The sequence below is a fragment of the Janthinobacterium sp. TB1-E2 genome (assembly GCF_036885605.1).
In the GTDB taxonomy this organism is placed as follows: Bacteria; Pseudomonadota; Gammaproteobacteria; order Burkholderiales; family Burkholderiaceae_D; genus Janthinobacterium; species Janthinobacterium aestuarii.
Window position 1 is genome coordinate 826,687 of the sequence record NZ_CP142523.1, and the last position, 20,961, is coordinate 847,647.

Here is a 20,961-nt window from a genome sequence, read left to right on the forward strand (position 1 = left end):
ATGAACGATCAAATAAACAACGACGTCCCTGAAGACGAGAACGAAAAACGTCGCAAGCTGCTGCGCTATGGCGCCATCGGCGGTGGCCTGGCCGCGTTTGCCGCCAGCTTTTCCACCACGGCCGGCCGCATGGTCGACCACGCGCTGGGCAAAGATAAACCTGTGCAGAAATTGCACGGCAATTCCCTGCAGCCCGAGTTTTCCGTCGACACGGCCACAGGCAAGCTGACCGTCAATCCGGACCAGCAGGTCAGCTACACCATGTGCATGGGCTGCACCACGTTTTGCGGCGTGCGCGTGCGCCTCGATAAAAAAAGCGGCAAGGTCTTGCGCGTGGCCGGTAATCCGTACAGCCCCCTGTCGGCCGATCCGGCGCTGCCATATCAAACGTCGATACGCGACAGCTTCGTGTCGCTGTCGCGCTTCCAGGAAAAGGGCTTGAAAGGCCGCTCGACGGCTTGCGGCCGGGGCAACGGCGTGCTGGAACAGATGGAGTCGCCGTTCCGCGTGCTGGCGCCCATGAAGCGCGTGGGCCCGCGCGGCGGCGGCCAGTGGGAACCGATCGCTTTCGATCAACTGGTCAAGGAAGTGACGGAAGGCGGCGACCTGTTTGGCGAAGGCCACGTACAAGGCTTGCGCGCCTTGCGCGAGCTGGAAAAGCCGATCGATCCGGCGCAGCCGGAACTGGGTCCGCAAGTGAACCAGGTGGGCCTGATGTGCAGCACAGACGATGGCCGGCTGGCGTTCGGCACGCGCTTTTTCAAGCAGTCGTACGGCAGCCTGAACCTGGTCAACCACGGCTCGTATTGCGGCGGCGCCTACCGCAGCGGTTCGGGCGCCATGTTCGGCGACATGAAGAAAATGCCGCATGCGAAAGTGGACCTGGAAAACACGGAGTTCTGCATTTTCGTCGGTACGGCGCCGGGCAATGCGGGCAATCCGTTCAAGCGCCAGGGCACCCTGATCGCCAAGGCCCGTTCGGGCAAGCGTGAATTCAGCTACGTCGTCGTCGACCCCGTGCTGACGAATGCGGACAGCCTGGCCGCGGGCGACCGCAGCCGCTGGGTGCCGATCAAGCCGGGCACGGACGGCGCGCTGGCCATGGCCATGATCCGCTGGATCATCGAGCACGAACGCTATGACCGCAACTTCCTCGTGCAGCCGAACCTGAAGGTGGCGGAAGCGGCGGGCGAGGCCGCCTGGTGCAACGCCACGCATCTGATCATCAACGAAAAGGGCCATCCGCGCGATGGCCGCTACCTGCGCGCGTCGGACATCGGTGCGGTGGATCTGGCGGAAGAAGAGCGCTACAAGGATGGCGACGCCTTCTGCGTGATCGACGCCGCCACGCAAGCCATCGTGCCGCACAACGCAGCCAAGGGCGAGGCGCGCCTGTTTTTCGATGGCCCGCTGGACGTGGCCGGCGCGCCGCTGCACCTGAAGACAGCGATGACGATGCTCAATGAAGAAGCGCAGCGCCACAGCATGGATGACTACGCGACCGCCTGCGGCATCGCGCGCGACATCATCGAAGGCCTGGCGCAGGAACTGACCAGCCACGGCAAGCGCGCGGCCGTCAATGCGCACGGCGGCATGATGTCGGGCGCCGGCTTTTACAACGCGTATGCACTGGTCATGCTCAATACCCTGATCGGCAATTTGAACCGCAAGGGCGGCACCCTCGTCAATGGCGGCAGCTTCAAGGATGCGGGACCCGGCCCGCGCTATAACCTCGAGAGTTTCGACGGCGAGATCAAGGCGGCCGGCATGCCGATCGGGCGCAATGTGCCGTATGAAAAAACCTCGGAATTCAAGCTGAAGAAAGAAGCGGGCAAGGCATATCCGGCCCGGGCGCCGTGGTATCCGAACGCGCCCGCGCTGGCGACCGAATGGCTCACCAGCGCCATGAACGGCTATCCGTACACCTTGAAGGCGCTGATACTGTGGAGCTGCAATCCCGTCTACGGCATCACGGGCTTGCGCGCGCAGATCGGCAAGGAGCTGGCCGATCCGAAGAAGATTCCCCTGATCGTCGCCATCGACCCCTTCATCAATGAAAGCTCGGCGTTTGCCGACTACCTGCTGCCCGATACCTTGCTGTATGAAAGCTGGGGCTGGGCCGGCGCCTGGGGCGGCATGCCCGTCAAAATGAGCACGGCGCGCTGGCCCGTGGTCGAGCCGCGCGTGCAAAAGACGCCGGACGGCCAGACCATCTGCATGGAATCGTTCTTCATCGCGCTGGCAAAAACGATGGCCTTGCCTGGCTTCGGCCCGGACGCCTTGCAGGATATGGATGGCCAGCGCTATCCCCTGCAGCGCGCGGAAGACTGGTATCTGCGCGGTGGCGCCAATATCGCCTGGCAGGGAAAAACGTCCGTGCCTGATGCGAGCGATGACGACATCGACCTGTCCGGCGTGGCGCGCATCCGCCCCGAGCTGGAACGTACCCTGAAGCCGGAAGAATGGCGCAAGGTGGCCTTCATGCTGGCGCGGGGAGGGCGCTACCAGAGCTATGGCGAGATGTTCGGCCTGCGCCTGCCGCCGCCCGCGAATGCCAAGACGCCGCCAGTACCTGCACCCGTGACCGACGAATCGCCGTATCCGCAGGACTGGTCCACGCACCGTTATCTGAAACCGATGATGCTGTACAACGAGGGCCTGGGCGTGAGCAAGAACAGCTTGAGCGGCAAGCGTTTCCCCGGTACGCCCGCGTGGCGGGTGGCGGCGTTTGCCGACGGCACGCCGGTACGCAAAGCCTATCCGGCTAGCGAATGGCCGTTCGAACTGATCAGTTTTAAATCGGCGCTGCAAAACTCGTACAGCATCGGTGCGCGGCGCTTGCGCGGCATCCATCCGGACAACCCCGTCGCCGTGCACCCCGACGACGCGGCCCGCTTGAAGCTGCAAAATGGCGACGTGATTTACCTGGAAACGCCGGGCGGCAAGGCCAGGGCGACGGTGATGCTGCGCCACGGCGTGCAGCGCGGCGTGATCGCCATCGAGCACGGTTTCGGCCACAAGGAGCACGGCGCGCGCGCCCACCGCATCGGCAAGTCGCGCCAGCCCGATGAACCGGCCATCGGCGCGGGCATCAACTTGAACGACCTGGGCTTGACGGATCCGAGCCGCGGCGACAAGAACGTGTTTGTCGATCCCGTTTCGGGCACGGCTGTGCGGCAGGGACTGCCGGCGCGGATTATTCGTTGAGAAGCAGGCTCGAACCTTTTACCCCAAGGTCGTAACGGCCGGGGTCAGACCCGGCGGGTCTGACCCCGGCTAAATCTCTCCACCCGCCATCAGCAGCCGGGCTACCTCGGCTGCTGAATGCAGGCCCAGTTTTTCCATCGTGTTATGGCGGTGCACCTGCACCGTCTTGTCGCTGATGCCCAGTTCGCGGGCGATGACTTTCGACGCTTTGCCTTCGGCCATCAGCAGCGCCACTTCGCGCTCGCGCGCCGTCAATGTCGCCAATGCTGCCTGTGCCGTATTGGTGCTGGCGGCGCTGCGGCTTTCGTCCACGCTACGGGCCACGGCGCGCGAGACGGCGTCCAGCAGCACCTGGTCCTTGCATGGTTTTTCCAGAAAATCGCAGGCGCCTGCCTTCATCGTCTGCACGGCCATGGCCAGGTCGCCGTGGCCGCTGAGGAAAATCACGGGTAGCGCAATCGCGTGGCGTGATAGTTCCTGCTGCAATTCCAACCCGCTCATCAAAGGCATGCGCACGTCGAGCAGCAAGCAGCCGGGCGCATGGCCCGCGTAGCGCTGCAGGAAATCGCGCGCCGATTCGAACGTTGCCACTTTCCAGCCAGCCGAATCGAACAGATAGGCCAGCGAGCGGCGCATGGCGGCATCGTCATCGACGACAAAGATGATGGCATCGCTTTCATTCATGGTGTTTCCTCTTGCATTTCCTTGTGCGCTTCCATATGCGTATCTTCAGGGAGCCGGAACCAGACCGTCAAGCCTGGCGCATCAGCGTTGGCGTGCGCCGACAGGCTGCCGCCGAACGATTCGATGATGCTTTTGCTGAGTGACATGCCCAGTCCCAGTCCTTCGGCTTTGGTGGTAAAGAACGGTTCGAACAATCGCGCCATCTGCGCTGCCGGCAGGCCGCATCCCGCGTCGCGCACGGCTACCGTGCAGGCGCCGTTTTCGCGGTGCAGCAGCACGCCGATCGGATGCTGCGGATTGCCGTTTTCCACCTGCGCATCGAGCGCGTTTTTCAGCAGATTGAGTAGCACCTGCTGCACTTGCTGCGGGTCGGCCAGCACGCGCAGCTCAAGATTGCAGCCTTCGTGGTTCCAGCTGATATGGGCGTGCGGATGTGCGGCGCGGAACAGCGATACGGCTTGCTCGACGGCGCCGGCCAGGGCGAAAGCCGTGCTGTGCGCGGGACGCTTTTGCGCCATCGCGCGGATGTGACGGATGATGGCGCCCGCGCGTTCGCTTTGCGTGGCGATCTCCTGCGCGCCGTCGAGCAGGGGCGCCGCGTCGAGCCGGCCGGCCGCGATGCGGCGCGCCATGCCGCGCGCGAAATTGCCGATGGCCGCCAGCGGCTGGTTCAATTCGTGCGCGATGGCGCTGGCCATTTCGCCCAGAATCGCCAGGCGCGCCGTGTGGTCGAGCGTGGCCTGGCGCTGGCGCGCCTGCTCTTCCAGCGCGCGCTGCTGGTGCTGGGCCGCGCGCAATTGCTCCGTGCGTCGGCTGACCAGGTATTCCACGCGCACCGTGTGCACGGCCCAGGCAATAAGTAGGGCCAGCACCAGCAGCATCCAGCCCCAGTAGCGGCGCAGCGCCGTCTCGAACGTCAGCTTGTCCAGGTAGGCGTAGGGGCCGATGTGCAAGTCGCGGAACAGTTCATCGACGATCTGGTAATCGCTGGGCACCGTCCAGCTGTAGCCTTCGCTGGTGCGCGGCATGGCCAGCAGGGCTTGCGCCACTTTTTTTGCCAGCGCGGGCGGCGTCTGGCGCAGGGCCACGAAGGGCCAGTCCGGATACAGCCGCGACGAGCTGGCGCAGCGAAAGCCGGGTATCGGGCGCGTCGTGATCACGCGCAGTTCCTCGGCCCGCACTTCGCCGCGCGCCACCATCTGTTCCAGCAGGCAGGTGCGCACGATGCCCGCATCCATGTGCCCGGACCTTACGGCGTCGACGATCTGCTGCGAGGGAAAGCCGCTGTAGCGCAGGCTGGCAAAATCGTGCGTGGGATCGATGCCCGCTTCGCGCAGTTCGCGCGCGGCGATCTGGTAGCCGCCAAAGGCATCGGGCGCCACGGCCATCACGTTCTTGCCCGCCAGATCGGCCAGGTCATGCAAGGGCGACGCGCTGCGCACGACGATGGCCGAACCGATGGCCTGGCGCGGCGAGTCCGTCCATGGCGATTCCAGGGTGGCGATGCGGCTGGCGCCGTCGCTGTGTTCGAGCGCCACGTAATGGCCGCTGCTGGTGATGGCGAAGGCGATCGCTTGCGACTGCACGGCGCGCGTCAGGCCCGCCTGGTCGTAGTCGGCCAGGATGAAACGGATGCCGGGAATACTGGCCTGCAGGTGGCGCGTCACGTACGACCAGTCCTGCTGCACGGCGTCGCCGCCCTTGTAGGCGAGTACGCCTATTCTCACTTCCGGCAGCGCCGTGTCCGCATGCACTGGCGAGAACAGGATCGCCAGCGCCAGTACGGCAAGCCTGCGCACTAAAACATGCTGCGCTGCGCCGAACGCGCATCGCCGAACAGGTCCAGCAGCAGTTTCTTGATCGGTGCGGGCAGCGGCGCATCGGCGATTTTCGCGCCGTCGTACCAGACGTGCGTCGCTTCTCCTGCCAGCGCCAGACGGCGCGCCACGGTGATACGGCAGGGGACGATGTGCAGCTTGTAGTGGGTGAAGACGTGGACGATGGGCAGCAGCCGTTCCTGCGATTCGATTTCGCCGAACGGCGCCACGGCGCGCGCCAGCGCATCCTGGTCGATGTCACGCGGACAGTCCTCGCCGGCCAGCACGTGGCCATCGAGTTCGGGTAGCGACAGCAAGCCGCCCCAGATGCCCGAGCCGGGACGCTGTTCCAGCAGCACCTGCCCGTCGTCGATGATGACGAGCATGACGGCGTGTTTTTCCGGACTGGTTTTCTTCGGTTTGCGCACAGGTAAGTCTTTAACCCGATCGGTGGCGTAGGCCACGCAGCGCGGCTGCAAGGGGCAGCGGCCGCAATCGGGGCTGCTGCGCGTGCACAGGGTGGCGCCGAAGTCCATCAGGCCCTGCGTGTAGGCTTCGATGCCGGTTTCAGGCAGCAGCGCTTCGGCGCGGCGCCACATGGCTTCCTCGACCCGCTTTTCGCCGGGATAGGCGTCGATGCCGAAGGTGCGCGCGAACACGCGCTTGACGTTGCCATCCATGATGGCAGCGCGCGTGCCGCTGGAAAACGCGGAGATGGCGGCGGCCGTCGAGCGGCCGATGCCGGGCAGGTCGGCCAGCAGGGCCGGGGCGCTGGGGAACACGCCGTCGTATTCGGCCACTACGCGCTGCGCGCACTTGTGCAGGTTGCGCGCCCGCGTGTAGTAGCCAAGGCCGCTCCACTGCGCCATCACGTCTTCGACGGGCGCGCTAGCGAGGTCGCGCAGGGTGGGGAAACGTTCGAGGAAGCGCGCGTAGTAGCCGAGGACGGCGGTGACCTGCGTTTGCTGCAGCATGATTTCGGACAGCCAGATCAGGTAGGCGTCGCGCGTGTTTTGCCAGGGCAGCGCGTGGCGGCCATGCTGCTTTTGCCAGGCGATGACGGTGGCGGAAAAAGTCGGGTCGACATAATCTTCAAAAGGTGCCATGCCCGTGGCGGGCGAGAGCGGGTGCAGCAAACGTTTCATGCAGGGTTCCAGTGTTCTGTTGTCTATGTTGCGCTGGCCGCGCGCAAAGTGGCCAGCAATTGCGCCAGCTGCGCCTTGTCGCGTTCGAGCGCCGCCAGGCTCGCCTCGAAGCCGGCGATTTTCTGTTCCAGGCTGCCCGTCGCGTCGTGGATGCGCTGGATCGAGGCAAAGCGCAGTTTCAGCTGTTCCTTGTACTCGACGATCTGCGCTTCCAGGGGCGCCATGATGACTTTCAGCCAGGCGCTGGCGTCGTCATTGGCGTTGGTGAAACTGCGGCGCACGCGCGAGGCGATGGTGTCGAAGAATTTTTCCATCAGCACGACGCGGCTGGTGGTGAGCAGGGTCGCCGTGCCGAACTGCTTATGGTAGACGGCTTCGATGTCGGCGATTTCCTGGCGGTAGCGGGCCAGCGAAAACGGCATCGGCAAGGCCAGCGCCAAGCCATGTTCGGAAGCGAATTTGCGGTACATCACGTTCATCATTTCCGTGATCTCGGCCGTCTTGCCTTCCGAACGGTCCAGGTTGCTGGCGATGCGCTCGAAATACTGGCGCACGGCTTCGCGCAGGCCCGTGAAAAAGCGGCTGCGCTGCATGGCGGCGCGCACGCCGTCGATATCGTCGCGCACGATGTCCATGCCCAGGCTCGTGTACAGCTCCGTCGACAGGCGGGTAAACACGGCGCGCGTCGCCTGCAGCTTGAACAGGCTGCTGTCGAATTCCTTTTTCTCGATATCGATGCGCCGCATCATGTGCGCGATCACGCTCTGGTTCTTGCCGCGCAGGCTGTGCAGCTCGTGCAGTTGCTCGGCGATGCCGCGCGCGCGGGCCGCCGCCTGCACCTGCTGCGCCGCTTCGATGGCGTCCAGGTCGAACGCCAGCTGGCGCCGGATGATGTCCTTGCGCGCGGGGATCAGCTCCTCGAACAGGGCCGTCTCCAGCGGCAGCAGGCGGCTCTTTTCCAAAAGCGCCGCATCGCCGTTGATCTTGCCCACCAGGGCCTTTTGCGCCGAGACGGGAAACACCTGACTCGCGTCCAGCGTCAACAGATGCGCCACGCTGGCCTGCTGGCGTTCGATCGCTTGCGCCACCTCGGCATCGCCGCGCAATTCGTCCCACATGCTGTCGATCTTGTTGAGCACCACCAGGCGCCCCGCGCCGGCGCCGATATGGTTGCGCCATACCTCGATATCGCTGCGTGTGACGCCCGTGTCGGCCGCCAGGATGAACAGCACCGCGTGCGCATTCGGGATCAGGTTCAGGGTCAGTTCCGGTTCCGTGCCGATGGCGTTCAGGCCCGGCGTGTCGAGGATGACCAGGCCCTGTTTCAGCAGCGGATGGGGGAAGTTGATGATGGCGTGGCGCCACATGGAGATTTCCACCTGGCCGTCCTCGTCGAGCATGGCGGGAGCATCCGCGTCGTCGGCGTCGTACAGGCCGTAGCGCGCCGCTTCCTCGACGCTGACTTTTTTCGTCAGGCTGACCTGGCGGATCGCTTCCTGCATGTCTCCGCCCGCCTCGATGTTCAGGGGCAGGATGGTCCAGGCGGCGGGCAGGTCGCGGTAGTCGCTGGTCGACAGGTTCTGCGCGCGCGTCTCGATGGGCAGCAGCCGGATCGATGGCGGCCAGGCCGCGTCGTACAGCAGCTCGGTGGGGCACATGGTGGTGCGGCCCGCGCCCGATGGCAGGATGCGCTGGCCGTAGCCGGCAAAGAAGATGGCGTTGATCAGCTCGGATTTGCCGCGCGAGAATTCCGCCACGAAGGCGACGGATAAACGGTCGTCGAGCAGGCGGGAACCACAGCGAGCCAGGCGCAGCGCGGAGGCGCCGTCGACCAGGCCTGCCGCGCTGGCGGCTTGCCGGTATGCCTGCAAGGCGGCCTGCACGTCCTGCCGCCAGGCGCTGTATTGTTCCAGGTCTCTGACCATCTGCTCCCCTTTACCTATAACTTACTTTTGACAGTTCACGCAGTAGAACGTGGAACGCTGTCCCTGCACGATCTGGCGGATAGTCGCGCCGCACACGCGGCAGGGCTTGCCCGCGCGGTTGTACGTGAAATACGTCTGCTGGAAGTAGCCGGACTGGCCATTCACGCCGATGAAGTCGCGCAGGGTGCTGCCGCCCTGCACGATGGCTTCGGCCAGCACGTCGCGGATCGCCTGCGCCAGTTTTTCGTAGCGCGCCAGACCGATGCGCCGCGCTGGCGTCTTCGGGTTGATCCCCGCGCGGAACAGGCTTTCGGAACAATAGATATTGCCCACGCCGACGACGATGTCGCCCGCCATCAGCACCTGCTTGATGTTGGTGCCCTTGTTGCGCGTTTTTTCGAACAGCAGCTGGCCCGTGAAGCCGCCTTCCAGCGGTTCCGTGCCCAGGCCGCGCAGCAGCGCGTGGCCGTCCAGCGGGCCGTCGGCCTCGTCGTGCCACAGCACGGCGCCGAAGCGGCGCGGATCCGTCATGCGCAGCACCTGGCTGCCGCCGTCCGCGTCTTCCACGACGAGGTCGAAATGGTCATGCTTTTGCGCTTCCGTCCCCGTCGGCAGCACGCGCAAATGGCCCGACATGCCCAGGTGGATGATCAGGGTGCCGTGGCGGAAGTGGATCAGCAGGTATTTGCCGCGCCGACCCGTCAGGCCGATGGTTTGCCCCGATAATTGTTCGCCCAGGGCAGGGGGGAAGGGCCAGCGCAAGCCGTCGCGGCGCAGCACGACGGAGCGCACGGCGCGCCCTTCGAGGTGGGGCGCGACACCGCGCCGTGTGACTTCGACTTCTGGCAATTCTGGCATAGGGCTCGAATGGTTGAAAACCGGGTAAAAAAACAGGCGGCTTGCCGGCCGAGGGCTGGCCCTGGCAGGCTACGCCGCCACGACGTATATATTTCGTTACATACGTGAAGTACGCGATAGTCGCGTTGGGCGTAGAATCAAACTTTGCCGTTTAGCCAGGATCAGCCTTTGAAAAACGCTTTCGCCATTGTAACCTTGTCCGCCCTGATGGCCACGCATGCCATGGCACAGACGCCTGTCGCCCCTGCCGATGCCGCGGCCAGCCCCGCTGCGTCCGCGCCCGCCGCGCCGCAGGAAGAGGGCGCCGAGTCCAAGGTGGACGCCAAGGCGGATGGCTTGCCCAAGGTCGAATTGAGCAGCGACTTGCTGTACAAGCTGACCCGCGCGGAAATGGAGTTCAAGAGCGGGCAGTGGCAAGGGCCGTACGTGACGATGATGGTGGCGGCGCAGCAGACGCGCGATCCGCGCCTGGCGCGCCGCGCGTCCGAAATGGCGCTGGCCGCCAAGCAGGGCAGCGAAGCGCTGGCGGCCATCCGCCTGTGGCGCGAGCTGGCGCCCGACTCGGACGAGGCAACGCAATTCTTCCTCGGCTTCGTCGTCCTGACCGACAAGATCGAGGAAGCGGAACCGATCTTCGCCGAACGCCTGGCCAATGCGCCTGGTGGCGCGCGTGGCGTGGCCCTGTTCCAGATGCAGCAGATTTTGTCGCGCTCGAATGACAAGCTGTATGCCTATTCGATGATGACGCGCCTGGTGCAGCCTTACCTGGACATGTTCGAAGCGCATCTGGTGCTGGCGCAGGGCGCCTTGTCGCTTGGCGAGCGTGACCGCGCCATCCGTGAAGCGAACAAGGCGCTGGCCATCAAGCCGAACTCCGAACTGGCCGCGCTGACCCTGGCGCAGGTGACGGGCGAACCCGAGGCGGCAAACAAGGTGCTGGCCACGTTCCTGCAAAAGAATCCGGACGCCGTCGAAGTGCGCGGCGCGTATGCGCGCCTGCTGGTCGAGCAAAAGCAGCTGGAGCCGGCGCGCGAGCAGTTCCTGCTGCTGCTGAAAAGCCAGCCCGATAACGTGGGCGCCCTGTATGCGCTCGGCATCGTGGCGCTGCAGCTGGAAGACACCAAGGGCGCGGAGCAGTACTTCAAGCGCTTCCTGGCCGTGCTGGAAAAAAATCCTGGCGATACGCGCGATCCGTTCAAGGCCCTGATGATACTGTCGCAGATCGCCGAGACGCGCGGCGACACGGCCGGCGCCATCGCCTGGCTCGACAAGGTCGACAACAGCGCGTCGGCCGGCTATGTCGAGGCGCGCTTGCGCCGCGCCCAGCTGATCGCCCGCGGCGGCAATCTCGATGCGGCGCGCAAGGCGCTGACGGAAATCGAAACGGACGATCCTGCCAGCCAGGCGCAGGTGCTGCTGGTCGACGCGCAATTCCTGCGCGACGCCGGCTACGTGCAAAGCGCGTACACGGTGATGGAAAACGCCTTGCTGCGTTTCCCCGACAATCCGGAACTGCTGTACGACTACGCCTTGCTGGCCGAGCGCCTGGATAAATTCGAGCTGATGGAAGCGAGCCTGCGCCGCGTGATGGCGCTGGCGCCCGACAACCAGCACGCGTACAACGCGCTCGGTTATTCGCTGGCCGAACGGGGCCTGCGCCTGGAAGAGGCCCATGTGCTGATCGAAAAAGCGCTGCAGATGGCGCCCGGCGACCCGTTCATCATGGACAGCATGGGCTGGGTGCAGTTCCGCATGGGTAACCTGGCCGCGGCGGAAAATGCGCTGCGCCGCGCCTATGCCGTGCGCAGCGATCCGGAAATCGCCGTCCATCTGGGCGAAGTGCTGTGGCAGAAGGGCGACAAGGCCGAAGCGCAAAAACTGTGGCGCGAGGCGCAAAGCAAGGACCCGAAAAACGATGCGCTGAAAAGTACGCTGGCGCGCTTGAATGTCAGTTTGTGATTGAATCGATTAACTAAACTATAAAACCAGCGCCATGGCGCTGGTTTTTCCTTGTGCCCATGTTGAAAAAACTCCTCCCTCTCACGCTCGTCTGCCTGTCCCTCTCGGCCTGCTCGACCCTGACTTCCCCATTCTCGTCCGGCGCCGCGCCATCCGCTCAAACCGTCGCGCCCTACCGCGAACAGGTCGAGCTGACGGGCCGCCTGAACGTCGTGTACCAGAAGGATGACAAGCCCGAATCGGCCACCGTCAATTTCAACTGGCAGCAGACGGCGCAGCGCACGGACGTGACCCTGTATTCGCCCGTCGGCAGCACCCTGGCGACGATTGCCGTCACGCCGCAGCAAGCCGTGTTGACGCAAAGCGGCAAGGCGCCGCGCAGCGCGCCCGATGTCGATGCCCTGAGCGCGCAGCTGCTGGGCTGGTCCTTGCCCGTGTCGGGCTTGCGCGACTGGCTGCAAGGCCATGCCGTGGGTGCCGACGGCAAGCGCTTCGTCGCTTCGCCGGCCAACGACAGCGTCACCACGAAAGACGGCTGGCGCTTGCGCTATGTGTCGTGGCAAGATGCGTCTGACAATACACCGGGCGCCTTGCCCCAACCGCGGCGTATCGATGCCGAACGCAATGCCAGCGCGCAGGCCGATGCCGTCTCGCTGCGCATCGTGCTCGATGCCCCATCTGCTCAAGCACAATGACGTTGACTACCCTGAATAACTGCCCGGCCCCGGCCAAGCTGAACCTCTTTTTGCACGTCAACGGCCGCCGCGCCGATGGCTACCATCTGCTGCAGACGGTGTTCCAGTTGCTCGACCATGGCGACACCCTGCACTTCACGCTGCGCGACGACACGGCGATCCGCCGCGTGACGGCGCTCGCCGGCGTGCCGGAGGAGCAAGACCTGATCATCCGCGCCGCGACACTGCTGCAGGCCGAAGTGCTGCGCCGCACGGGCGCCTTGCCGCGCGGCGTCGATATCGCCATCGACAAGGTGCTGCCCATGGGCGGCGGCTTGGGTGGTGGTTCGTCCGACGCTGCGACGGCCCTGATGGCCTTGAACCGCCTGTGGCAGGCAGGTTTGACGCGCGAGGAATTGATGGCGCTGGGCTTGCCGCTGGGCGCCGATATCCCGTTTTTCATCTTTGGCGAGAATGCCTTTGCCGAAGGCGTGGGCGAAGCCTTGCAGCCCGTTGCCACGCCCGAGTGCTGGTATGTCGTGATCGAGCCTGGCGTACAAGTGCCGACCGCCGCAATTTTTTGCGCGGAAGGCTTGACGAGAAATACCGAACCCGTCACAATAGCGGACTTTTCCAGGCACCTCGCAGAAGGAAACGATGCGGGCGGATTTGGTAAGAATGATTTACAGCAAGTAGCATGCAGTCTTTTCAAGCCGGTAGCAGATGCGGTAGAATGGCTGGGTGCTTACGGTGAGGCCAGGATGACTGGTTCCGGTGCTTGTGTGTTTAGTGCGTTTGGCAGTCAGGAAGAAGCGGATGCGGTGCTCAGCAATGTGCCACCAGTCTGGATCGCCTGGAAGGCAAAAGCGCTGAATCGCCACCCGATGCTCACCATGTTGTAGAGAGCAAAAAAAGATTTTGCTTAGCGTCAAATAGTCGGTATAATACTGGCCAACATGACGGCAAGCAGTCAGTAACGTAGGGGAATCGCCAAGCTGGTTAAGGCACTGGATTTTGATTCCAGCATGCGAAGGTTCGAATCCTTCTTCCCCTGCCACCATTTCACCGTAGTCTGTCGATGCGAAGTTGGCGTCCAGTACGGGAAAAAGCAGATGTGCCGCCACGCGGCATATTCTAAACATGACTGACCGGGCCTATGCCCGGTTAGTGCTTTTCAAGACTTCTATATCACCTCTTGGGACTCCCATGGCTTACGAAAACCTGATGGTTTTTACCGGCAACGCGAATCCAGCGTTGGCAGAGGGGGTCGCAAAAAACCTCGGCATCCCTCTCGGTAAAGCAAACGTTTCGAAATTCTCCGACGGCGAAGTAATGGTCGAGATTAACGAAAACGTACGCGGCAAGGATGTTTTTGTTTTGCAATCCACCTGTGCTCCAACCAACGACAGCCTGATGGAAATCATGCTGATGGTTGATGCCTTGAAACGTGCTTCCGCTGGCCGCATCACCGCCGCTATTCCTTACTTCGGCTACGCCCGCCAAGACCGTCGTCCACGCTCCGCGCGTGTGGCGATTTCGGCCAAGGTGGTGGCGAACATGCTGGAAGAAGCCGGTGTCGAGCGCGTCCTGATCATGGACTTGCACGCCGACCAGATTCAAGGTTTCTTCGATATCCCAGTCGACAATATTTACGCTTCGCCAATTTTGCTGGGTGACCTGCAAAAGAAAAACTACCAAGATCTGCTGGTGGTGTCGCCGGACGTCGGCGGTGTGGTACGTGCGCGCGCCCTGGCAAAACGCCTGGGCTGCGACCTGGCCATCATCGACAAGCGTCGTCCAAAAGCGAACGTGTCCGAAGTGATGAACATCATCGGTGAAGTCGAAGGCCGCAACTGCGTGATCATGGATGACATGGTCGACACGGCAGGCACCTTGACCAAGGCTGCCGAAGTGCTCAAAGAGCGCGGCGCGAAAAAAGTCGTGGCGTATTGCACGCACGCGGTGCTGTCGGGCCCGGCGATCGACCGTATTTCGGCCTCGCCACTCGATGAGCTGGTCGTGACCGATACGATCCCACTGTCCGAAGCGGCCCTGGCCTGCGGCAAGATCCGTCAATTGACGTGCGCGCCGCTGCTGGCCGAGACGTTCAAACGCATCATCAAGGGTGACTCCGTCATCTCGCTGTTCATCGACTGATTCGATCAGCAGTAACAGACGTAATGCCTGCGGCGCGACCGGCTTTTTGCCTGTTGCGCCGCAGTGTTTTAATTTTCGGGGTGTTTTGCACCCCATTTCCGAGGATTCCTGGTCGCGGGCATCCTCATAACACAAGGCGCAAGCCTTGTTCTTCTTGGAGTTTCACATGAAAGTTATCGCATTTAAACGCGAATTGCAAGGTTCCGGAGCGAGCCGCCGCCTGCGCATTTCCGGCCAAACCCCTGGTATCGTCTACGGCGGCGCTGAAGCCCCTGTGCTGATCTCGCTGGATCACAACGCCCTGTACCACGCGTTGAAAAAAGAAGTGTTCCACTCGTCGATCCTGGACCTGGAAATCGACGGCGTTTCCCAGCAAGTTCTGTTGCGCGACTTCCAAGTCCACGCATACAAACAACTGGTTCTGCACGCTGACTTCCAGCGCGTTGACGCATCGCAGCCTATCCACGTGAAAGTGGCTCTGCACTTCATCAACGCTGACGTTTCCCCAGCAGTCAAACTGCACGGCGCGACCATCAGCCACGTTGCCAATGAAATCGAAGTAGCTTGCCTGCCAGGCAAACTGCCAGAATTCATCAACGTTGACCTGTCGAACATCGACGTCGGCCACTCGCTGCACGTTGGCGACCTGGTCCTGCCAGCTGGCGTGACCGCTGTCACCCACGGCGCCAACCTGACCATCGCTACTGCTTCGGTACCGGCTGGCCACGTTGCTGCTGAAGCCGCTGCTGCTGAAGTTGTTGCTGACAAGAAGTAATTTTGCCGCCGCAGCAATGCGGTAGTCGCAAGGAAAAACCCGCCAGGTTCGCCGCGCGGGTTTTTTTCTGCCTGTTTTCACCGATAATGCTTTCTTTTACACTGCAGACACAGCCATGCCCATACGCCTGATCGTCGGCCTCGGCAACCCGGGACCCGAATACGAACAAACCCGCCACAATGCCGGCTTCTGGCTGGTGGACAATCTTGCCAACAGCTTGCCCGGCACGCGCTTGCAGCGCGATTCGCGCTACAACGCCATGCTGGCCAAGACCTCCATCGGCGGCAACGAAGTCTGGCTGCTCGAACCGCTGACCTTCATGAACCGCTCGGGCCAGTCCGTGGGCGCGCTGGCGCGCTTCTTCAAGATCGCCGCCGATGAAGTGCTGGTCGTGCATGACGAACTCGATTTGATGCCCGGTATCGCGCGCCTGAAAAAGGGCGGCTCGGCGGGCGGCCACAATGGCTTGAAAGACATCACGGCCGCGCTGGGCACGCAGGATTACTGGCGTTTGCGCCTGGGCATCGGCCATCCGCGCACCTTGAGCCTGCAGCAGCAAGTGGCCGACTTCGTGCTGCACCGCCCGCGCCGCGAAGACCAGGAACTGATCGAGCAAGCGATCGACAAATCCTTGCAGGTGATGCCGCAGATCGTCGAAGGCAAGTTCGAAGCCGCGACGATGAAACTGCATACGGCCTAGTTATTTTCCTGCCTGGCCGAAGCCGGCCATGATGGTTTTCGCCATCTGCTGCTGGCTGGCCTGGGCGCTGCTGCCTTCGCCCGCGTTGGCGGCGATCAACAAGCCGTCGCCGCTGCCGGGCGCCAGCGCGATCAGCGCGTGCCAGTAGCCGTTCGAGCCAAGGTGGGTGAGCACACGCTGCGGCGCTTGCGGTGGAAAATGCATCACGCCCCAGCCCAGGGCCGCATTCGTGTCGCCCTGCGCCGTGTGCAGCAACACATACGTTTCCCGTTTCAGCAGCTTGCCCTTGCCTTGTTCGCCGTGCAGTTGATCAAGCGCAAACTTGGCCCAGTCTTGCATGCTCAGGTGAATCTCCCCATCGGGCGCCATCATCAGCGGATTGCTGGCCATCAAGCCGGCGATCGGCTTGCCTTCCTTATGCCCCAGATTCTGTCCGCGCACGGTGGGGCCGAACGCGGCCCGCATGCCCAGCGGGCCGAACACTTCGGCCTGCATCAATTCCTCATACGTCTTGCCCGTGGCCTGTTCCGCGATGGCGGCGGCGATCATGGCGCCGCTGTTCGAGTAGTGCGATTCGCCGCGCGGCGCGGCCACTGGCGCGTCGGCCAGCGCGCGCTGCGCGTACTCCTGGCGCAGCAGCGGCAAGGGGCGCGTGTCCGCGTAGGTGGAATTGATCCACGCCTCGTCGGGATTGGGCGGCAGGCCGGCGCGGTGCGACAGCAGATCCATCAGGTTGACGTCGCGGTACTCGGCGCGCATGCCGCCAGCCAGCGCGGGCAGCATGCGCGACAGCGGCGCGTCCCATGACAGCACGCCCCGTTCCACCAGCCGCGCGATCAGGGTCACCGTCATGGCCTTGCCGTCCGAGCCGATATTCCACACATCATCGGCGCGCACGGCATCGTGGCCATCATTGGCGCGCACGCCAGCTTGCGCCTGCGCATCGATCTTGCCGTCGCGGATCACGAGTATGGCCATGGCCGGCACGCTCTTGTCGGCCAGCGCCTGCTGCAACATGGCGTTCACGTCATGGGCGCGGGCGGCGCCGCTGAGCAAAAAGGCGGTGCTGCAAACGAGCGAGGCAAGCAGGGTTTTCATGGTGTCTCCAGTCGATAGGGGTGGGCGAACATGTTAAAATGGTCGCAAAACATGATCTAATTATTGTTTTACGATAATTTATTCTAACGGCACTAGCCGCTTTCGTATACTTTTCTTTTAACTATGAAAAAAAATCAGACGGCGCCCGCGGCGCTGAGCCGGCGCGTGCGCTACGGCGTTTCGGGATTCTTTGTCTTGTACCTGCTGCTGACGGTGCTGGGCTGGCTGGCGCCCGCGCCGGCCGTGCAGGGAGCCGTCGGCAACGCCGGCATGTATGAGCTGTTGCTGCAATTGCAGAGCCAGACATTCGAGCGCCTGGCCGCCATGCCCTTGTGGCAGCGGGGACTGGGCCTGGCGCTGGCCTTGCCGGCCTTGTGCGTGCTGGGTGACGCCGTGCGCCAGCTGGCCGCGGTCTTGCGCCAGTTCGAGCAGGGCGTGTTTTTTACGCCGCAGGTAGCGCGGCACTTTCGCCGTTTCGCCGGCGGCTTGCTGCTGGGGACGGTGCTGACTTTGCTGGAACCGACCGTGCGCGGCATGCTGTTCGGCTTGCTGGAAGAGGGGACGAGCCAGTTGCGTCTGGTCATCGACATCACGGGCGGCGACCTGTGGACCTTGCTGCTGTGTTCCGTTTTCTTTGCGCTGGCGCAAATCCTCCATGAAGGCCAGCGATTGGCCGATGAAAACAGCGGGTTCATCTGATGGGTATCGTCGTGCGCCTCGACCTGGTACTGGCCAGGAAAAAAGTGAAATCGAAGGAACTGGCCGCCTTCATCGGCATCACGGAACAGAATTTGTCTCTCTTGAAATCGGGCAAGGTGCGCGGCGTGCGTTTCGATACCCTGTCGAAGATTTGCGAAATGCTCGAATGCCAGCCCGGCGACATCCTGGAATTCGATGCGTCGCAGCCGGACGACGGGGATGGCGGCAGTTAGCGGCACAGAGGGCGGTTTTTTTGAAGAGTTGGGTGCATAGAGGTACAATTGACCCTTACGAGCATTAATACAGCAAGATTATCCAGAAAACGCCGGTACAGGCCGTTTTTGCACCAGCCGCTTGCCGGCAAAATTGATTAATTAAAGGTTTTCCATGAGTCTCCAATGCGGTATCGTCGGCTTGCCGAACGTCGGCAAGTCCACCCTGTTCAATGCACTGACGAAAGCCGGCATCCCGGCTGAAAACTATCCGTTCTGCACCATCGAGCCGAACGTCGGCGTTGTCGAAGTGCCGGATCCGCGCATGGATGCGCTGGCTGCCATCGTCAAGCCGGAACGCATGGTCAACGCCATTGTGGAATTCGTCGACATCGCCGGCCTGGTGGCTGGTGCATCGAAGGGCGAGGGCCTGGGCAACCAGTTCCTGTCGCACATCCGCGAAACGGACGCCATCGTCAACGTCGTGCGCTGCTTCGAAGATGACAACGTCATCCACGTGGCTGGCAAGATCAACCCGCTCGACGATATCGAAGTCATCCAGACCGAACTGGCGCTGGCCGACATGGGCACCGTGGAAAAAGCCATCCACCGCGAAAACAAGAAAGCCCGCTCGGGCGACAAGGATGCGGCCAAGCTGCTGGCCATCATGGAACGCATGATGCCTTACCTGAACGACGCCAAGCCCGTGCGCGCCATGGGCCTGGACGCGGACGAAATGGAACTGATCAAGCCGCTGTGCCTGATCACGGCCAAGCCCGCCATGTTTGTGGCCAACGTGTCCGATTCGGGCTTCACGGACAACCCGCTGCTGGACCAGCTGACGGCCTATGCGCAATCGCAAAACGCCCCCATCGTCGCCATCTGCGCCGCGCTGGAAGCGGAAATCGCCGATCTGGACGACGCCGACAAGGGCGCTTTCTTGGCCGACATGGGCATGGAAGAGCCAGGCCTGGACCGTCTGATCCGCGCCGGCTACAAGCTGCTGGGCCTGCAAACCTACTTCACGGCAGGCGTGAAGGAAGTGCGCGCGTGGACCGTCCCCGTGGGCGCCACGGCGCCGCAAGCGGCCGGCGTGATCCACACCGACTTCGAACGCGGCTTCATCCGCGCGCAAACCATCGCCTATGACGACTTCATCGCCTACAAGGGCGAAGCGGGCGCCAAGGAAGCGGGTAAGATGCGCGCCGAGGGCAAGGAATACGTGGTCAAGGATGGCGACGTGCTGAACTTCCTGTTCAACGTCTAATCCCGACCCGCTCCCGTACGGAGCCGCCACGAACCCTGCAAGTCATTGATTTGCAGGGTTTTTTATTGCCCGGATGGCCCAGCGGGCGCGGGATATGGTTGCGGCTGTCCTGTTTTTTACTATATTATGAGAATAATTCTCATTTATAATCCGATGCGCCTGTTCTTGCCGGCCGTTGGCGACAGGAAGGGTATCGTGAGCACCGCCGAGTTAGCGCTTCAGCAGCAAGTCAGCAGTCTGTACACCGACCACCATCACTGGCTGCGTGGCTTGCTGCGCCGTAAACTCGGCAATGCCTTCGATGCGGCCGACCTGGCGCACGACGTGTACCTGCACCTGATGAAGACGGGCAGGGTGCCGCCGGCCGGGGAGTCGCGCCGCCATCTGACGCAGATCGCCAACGGCATGGTCATCGACCTGTACCGCCGCCGCCAGATCGAAACGGCCTACCTGGAAGTGCTGGCCCTGGTGCCCGAAGCGCTGGCGCCGTCCGAGGAAGAGCGCGCGCTGGTGATCGAGGCGCTGACGGAAATCGATGCCGTGCTGCACCAGCTGCCCGCCAAGGCACGCAAGGCCTTGTTGCTGTGCAAACTCGATGGCCTGAGCTACCGCGACATTGCCACCGAATTGCAGGTGTCCGTCTCGTCCGTCGAAAAATACATCGCCGCCGGCCTGCTGGCCTGCTACCAGGCCATGCACACCCAAGGCGCCTGAACCATGGATGTGGTGATTGCACCGGCCATCGTGCAGCAGGCGGCCCAATGGATGGCGCGCCTGTGGTCCGATGACGCCAGCGACGAAGACCGGGCTGCCTGTGCACGCTGGTGCGCCGCCCATCCGCACCACGCCATCGCCTGGCAGCGTTTGCAGGCGTTCGAGGGCAAGCTGCACAGCGTGCCGCGCGACGCGGCCCGCCATGCGCTGCGCGAACCGGCCCCGGCCGCCAACCTGAACCGCCGCCGGGCCCTGAAACTGCTGGCCGTGCTGCTGCCCGTAGGCGGCATGGCGTACATGCTGCGCGGCACGGATGCCTGGCAAGTGGCTACGGCAGGGCATGGCACGGCCACGGGCGAGATCCGCGAGATTACCTTGCCGGACGGCACGCGCGTGATGCTCGCTTCCGCCTCCTCCATCGACGTGCGCTTCAGCGCCAGCGAGCGCTTGCTGATACTGCGCAGCGGCGAAATCCTCGTCACGACGGCGCACGATCCCGATCCGGCCCAGCGGCCTTTCCGCGTGCAGGGCCGCCATGGCACGGTGCAGGCGCTGGGCACGCGTTTTACTTTACGCCAAGACGAATACACGTCGCGCGTGGCCGTCTTCGAGGGCGCCGTCGAGGTGCGTCTCGCGCATGCGCCGGGCCGTCCCGTGCGCATCGACACGGGCCAGGGCGCCGTCTACTCGGCCGACATCGTGCAGTCTGGCGCACCCGCGTCCGCCAGCGCCGCGGCCTGGGCCAAAGGGGTGCTGGTGGCCGACAACATGCGCCTCGATGAGCTGCTTGCGGAACTGGCCCGCTACCGTCCCGGCCTGCTGCGCTGCGACCCGGCCGTGGCCAGCCTCACCGTCAACGGCGTGTTTTCCTTGCGCGATACGGACCGCGCGCTGCACAACCTGGCGCTGGCCTTGCCCGTGCAAATCGTTGCGCGCACGCGCTACTGGGTGACCGTCCAGGCCGCTGCCTGACAATTTCGCGGACCCGATTGAGGGTTTTGCATTCTCGTTCGGGATATAGGGTGAGAGCCACCTTTATCCATTGAACTTATGCACGCTTTTTCCCGTTT

18 protein-coding genes and 1 tRNA gene are annotated in these 20,961 nt (G+C 63.3%); 13 read left to right on the plus strand and 6 right to left on the minus strand.

The window, feature by feature from the left end:
- Positions 1–3,207: a molybdopterin dinucleotide binding domain-containing protein gene (locus OPV09_RS03705; protein ID WP_338680581.1), complete on the plus strand. Its 3,207-nt coding sequence runs from the start codon at positions 1–3 to the stop codon at positions 3,205–3,207.
- A 69-nt stretch (positions 3,208–3,276) separates the two neighbouring features.
- Here the strand turns inward: OPV09_RS03705 and OPV09_RS03710 are convergent, their stop codons facing one another.
- From OPV09_RS03710 to mutM, 5 genes are read right to left on the minus strand one after another with little or no spacing between them, the layout of a single operon-like run.
- The gene (locus tag OPV09_RS03710) at positions 3,277–3,891 is read right to left on the minus strand and encodes a response regulator transcription factor (RefSeq protein ID WP_338680582.1); all 615 of its coding nucleotides are present in this window, start codon (positions 3,889–3,891) and stop codon (positions 3,277–3,279) included.
- Complete coding sequence (locus OPV09_RS03715; RefSeq protein WP_338680583.1) at positions 3,888–5,690, minus strand: sensor histidine kinase; 1,803 nt, start codon at positions 5,688–5,690, stop codon at positions 3,888–3,890. Before OPV09_RS03715 ends, OPV09_RS03710 begins: the two co-directional genes overlap by 4 nt.
- Positions 5,690–6,853 carry an A/G-specific adenine glycosylase gene (gene mutY / locus OPV09_RS03720; RefSeq protein WP_425324021.1) on the minus strand — a complete coding sequence of 388 codons (1,164 nt, stop codon included), beginning with the start codon at positions 6,851–6,853 and terminating at the stop codon, positions 5,690–5,692. The genes OPV09_RS03715 and mutY overlap by 1 nt, the downstream gene beginning before the upstream one ends.
- A 23-nt stretch (positions 6,854–6,876) precedes the next feature.
- Positions 6,877–8,778 carry a dynamin family protein gene (locus tag OPV09_RS03725; protein WP_338680584.1) on the minus strand — a complete coding sequence of 634 codons (1,902 nt, stop codon included), beginning with the start codon at positions 8,776–8,778 and terminating at the stop codon, positions 6,877–6,879.
- A gap of 21 nt (positions 8,779–8,799) precedes the next feature.
- Positions 8,800–9,636 (minus strand): bifunctional DNA-formamidopyrimidine glycosylase/DNA-(apurinic or apyrimidinic site) lyase, encoded by an 837-nt coding sequence (mutM, locus tag OPV09_RS03730; RefSeq protein ID WP_219330174.1) that lies wholly within the window; start codon positions 9,634–9,636, stop codon positions 8,800–8,802.
- Positions 9,637–9,804: 168 nt separating this feature from the next.
- Here mutM and OPV09_RS03735 point away from each other — a divergent pair, with 168 nt between their 5' ends.
- The 7 genes from OPV09_RS03735 to pth all read left to right on the plus strand — a co-directional run bounded on the left by OPV09_RS03735 (position 9,805) and on the right by pth (position 15,901).
- Positions 9,805–11,595 (plus strand): tetratricopeptide repeat protein, encoded by a 1,791-nt coding sequence (locus OPV09_RS03735; protein ID WP_338680586.1) that lies wholly within the window; start codon positions 9,805–9,807, stop codon positions 11,593–11,595.
- A gap of 59 nt (positions 11,596–11,654) precedes the next feature.
- Entirely contained in the window at positions 11,655–12,290 is a 636-nt protein-coding gene (locus tag OPV09_RS03740; protein ID WP_338680587.1) for an outer membrane lipoprotein LolB, read from the plus strand.
- Positions 12,287–13,171 (plus strand): 4-(cytidine 5'-diphospho)-2-C-methyl-D-erythritol kinase, encoded by an 885-nt coding sequence (gene ispE, locus OPV09_RS03745; RefSeq protein ID WP_338680588.1) that lies wholly within the window; start codon positions 12,287–12,289, stop codon positions 13,169–13,171. The genes OPV09_RS03740 and ispE overlap by 4 nt, the downstream gene beginning before the upstream one ends.
- Positions 13,172–13,249: 78 nt before the next feature.
- Positions 13,250–13,326: transfer RNA gene (locus OPV09_RS03750), tRNA-Gln, on the plus strand.
- A gap of 149 nt (positions 13,327–13,475) precedes the next feature.
- A complete protein-coding gene (locus tag OPV09_RS03755; protein ID WP_034753270.1) occupies positions 13,476–14,426 on the plus strand; it encodes a ribose-phosphate pyrophosphokinase in 951 nt (316 codons plus the stop codon).
- Between the two features lie 166 nt (positions 14,427–14,592).
- Positions 14,593–15,201 (plus strand): 50S ribosomal protein L25/general stress protein Ctc, encoded by a 609-nt coding sequence (locus tag OPV09_RS03760; protein WP_035824067.1) that lies wholly within the window; start codon positions 14,593–14,595, stop codon positions 15,199–15,201.
- A 115-nt stretch (positions 15,202–15,316) separates the two neighbouring features.
- The gene (gene pth, locus OPV09_RS03765; protein WP_034753275.1) at positions 15,317–15,901 is read left to right on the plus strand and encodes an aminoacyl-tRNA hydrolase; all 585 of its coding nucleotides are present in this window, start codon (positions 15,317–15,319) and stop codon (positions 15,899–15,901) included.
- On the opposite strand, the gene OPV09_RS03770 is transcribed toward pth, so the two are convergent.
- A complete protein-coding gene (locus OPV09_RS03770) occupies positions 15,902–16,999 on the minus strand; it encodes a serine hydrolase domain-containing protein (protein ID WP_338680589.1) in 1,098 nt (365 codons plus the stop codon).
- Positions 17,000–17,122: 123 nt separating this feature from the next.
- On the opposite strand from OPV09_RS03770, the gene OPV09_RS03775 reads away from it, so the two are divergent.
- The 5 genes from OPV09_RS03775 to OPV09_RS03795 all read left to right on the plus strand — a co-directional run bounded on the left by OPV09_RS03775 (position 17,123) and on the right by OPV09_RS03795 (position 20,863).
- A complete protein-coding gene (locus OPV09_RS03775) occupies positions 17,123–17,698 on the plus strand; it encodes a hypothetical protein (RefSeq protein WP_338680591.1) in 576 nt (191 codons plus the stop codon).
- The gene (locus OPV09_RS03780; RefSeq protein ID WP_034753279.1) at positions 17,698–17,931 is read left to right on the plus strand and encodes a helix-turn-helix domain-containing protein; all 234 of its coding nucleotides are present in this window, start codon (positions 17,698–17,700) and stop codon (positions 17,929–17,931) included. The genes OPV09_RS03775 and OPV09_RS03780 overlap by 1 nt, the downstream gene beginning before the upstream one ends.
- A gap of 154 nt (positions 17,932–18,085) precedes the next feature.
- Positions 18,086–19,177, plus strand: coding sequence for a redox-regulated ATPase YchF (gene ychF, locus OPV09_RS03785; RefSeq protein WP_034753282.1), 1,092 nt, complete (start codon positions 18,086–18,088; stop codon positions 19,175–19,177).
- 195 nt (positions 19,178–19,372) lie between these two features.
- Positions 19,373–19,891 (plus strand): sigma-70 family RNA polymerase sigma factor, encoded by a 519-nt coding sequence (locus OPV09_RS03790; RefSeq protein WP_319992161.1) that lies wholly within the window; start codon positions 19,373–19,375, stop codon positions 19,889–19,891.
- A gap of 3 nt (positions 19,892–19,894) precedes the next feature.
- Positions 19,895–20,863 (plus strand): FecR domain-containing protein, encoded by a 969-nt coding sequence (locus OPV09_RS03795; RefSeq protein WP_338680594.1) that lies wholly within the window; start codon positions 19,895–19,897, stop codon positions 20,861–20,863.
- Positions 20,864–20,961: the final 98 nt, after the last annotated feature.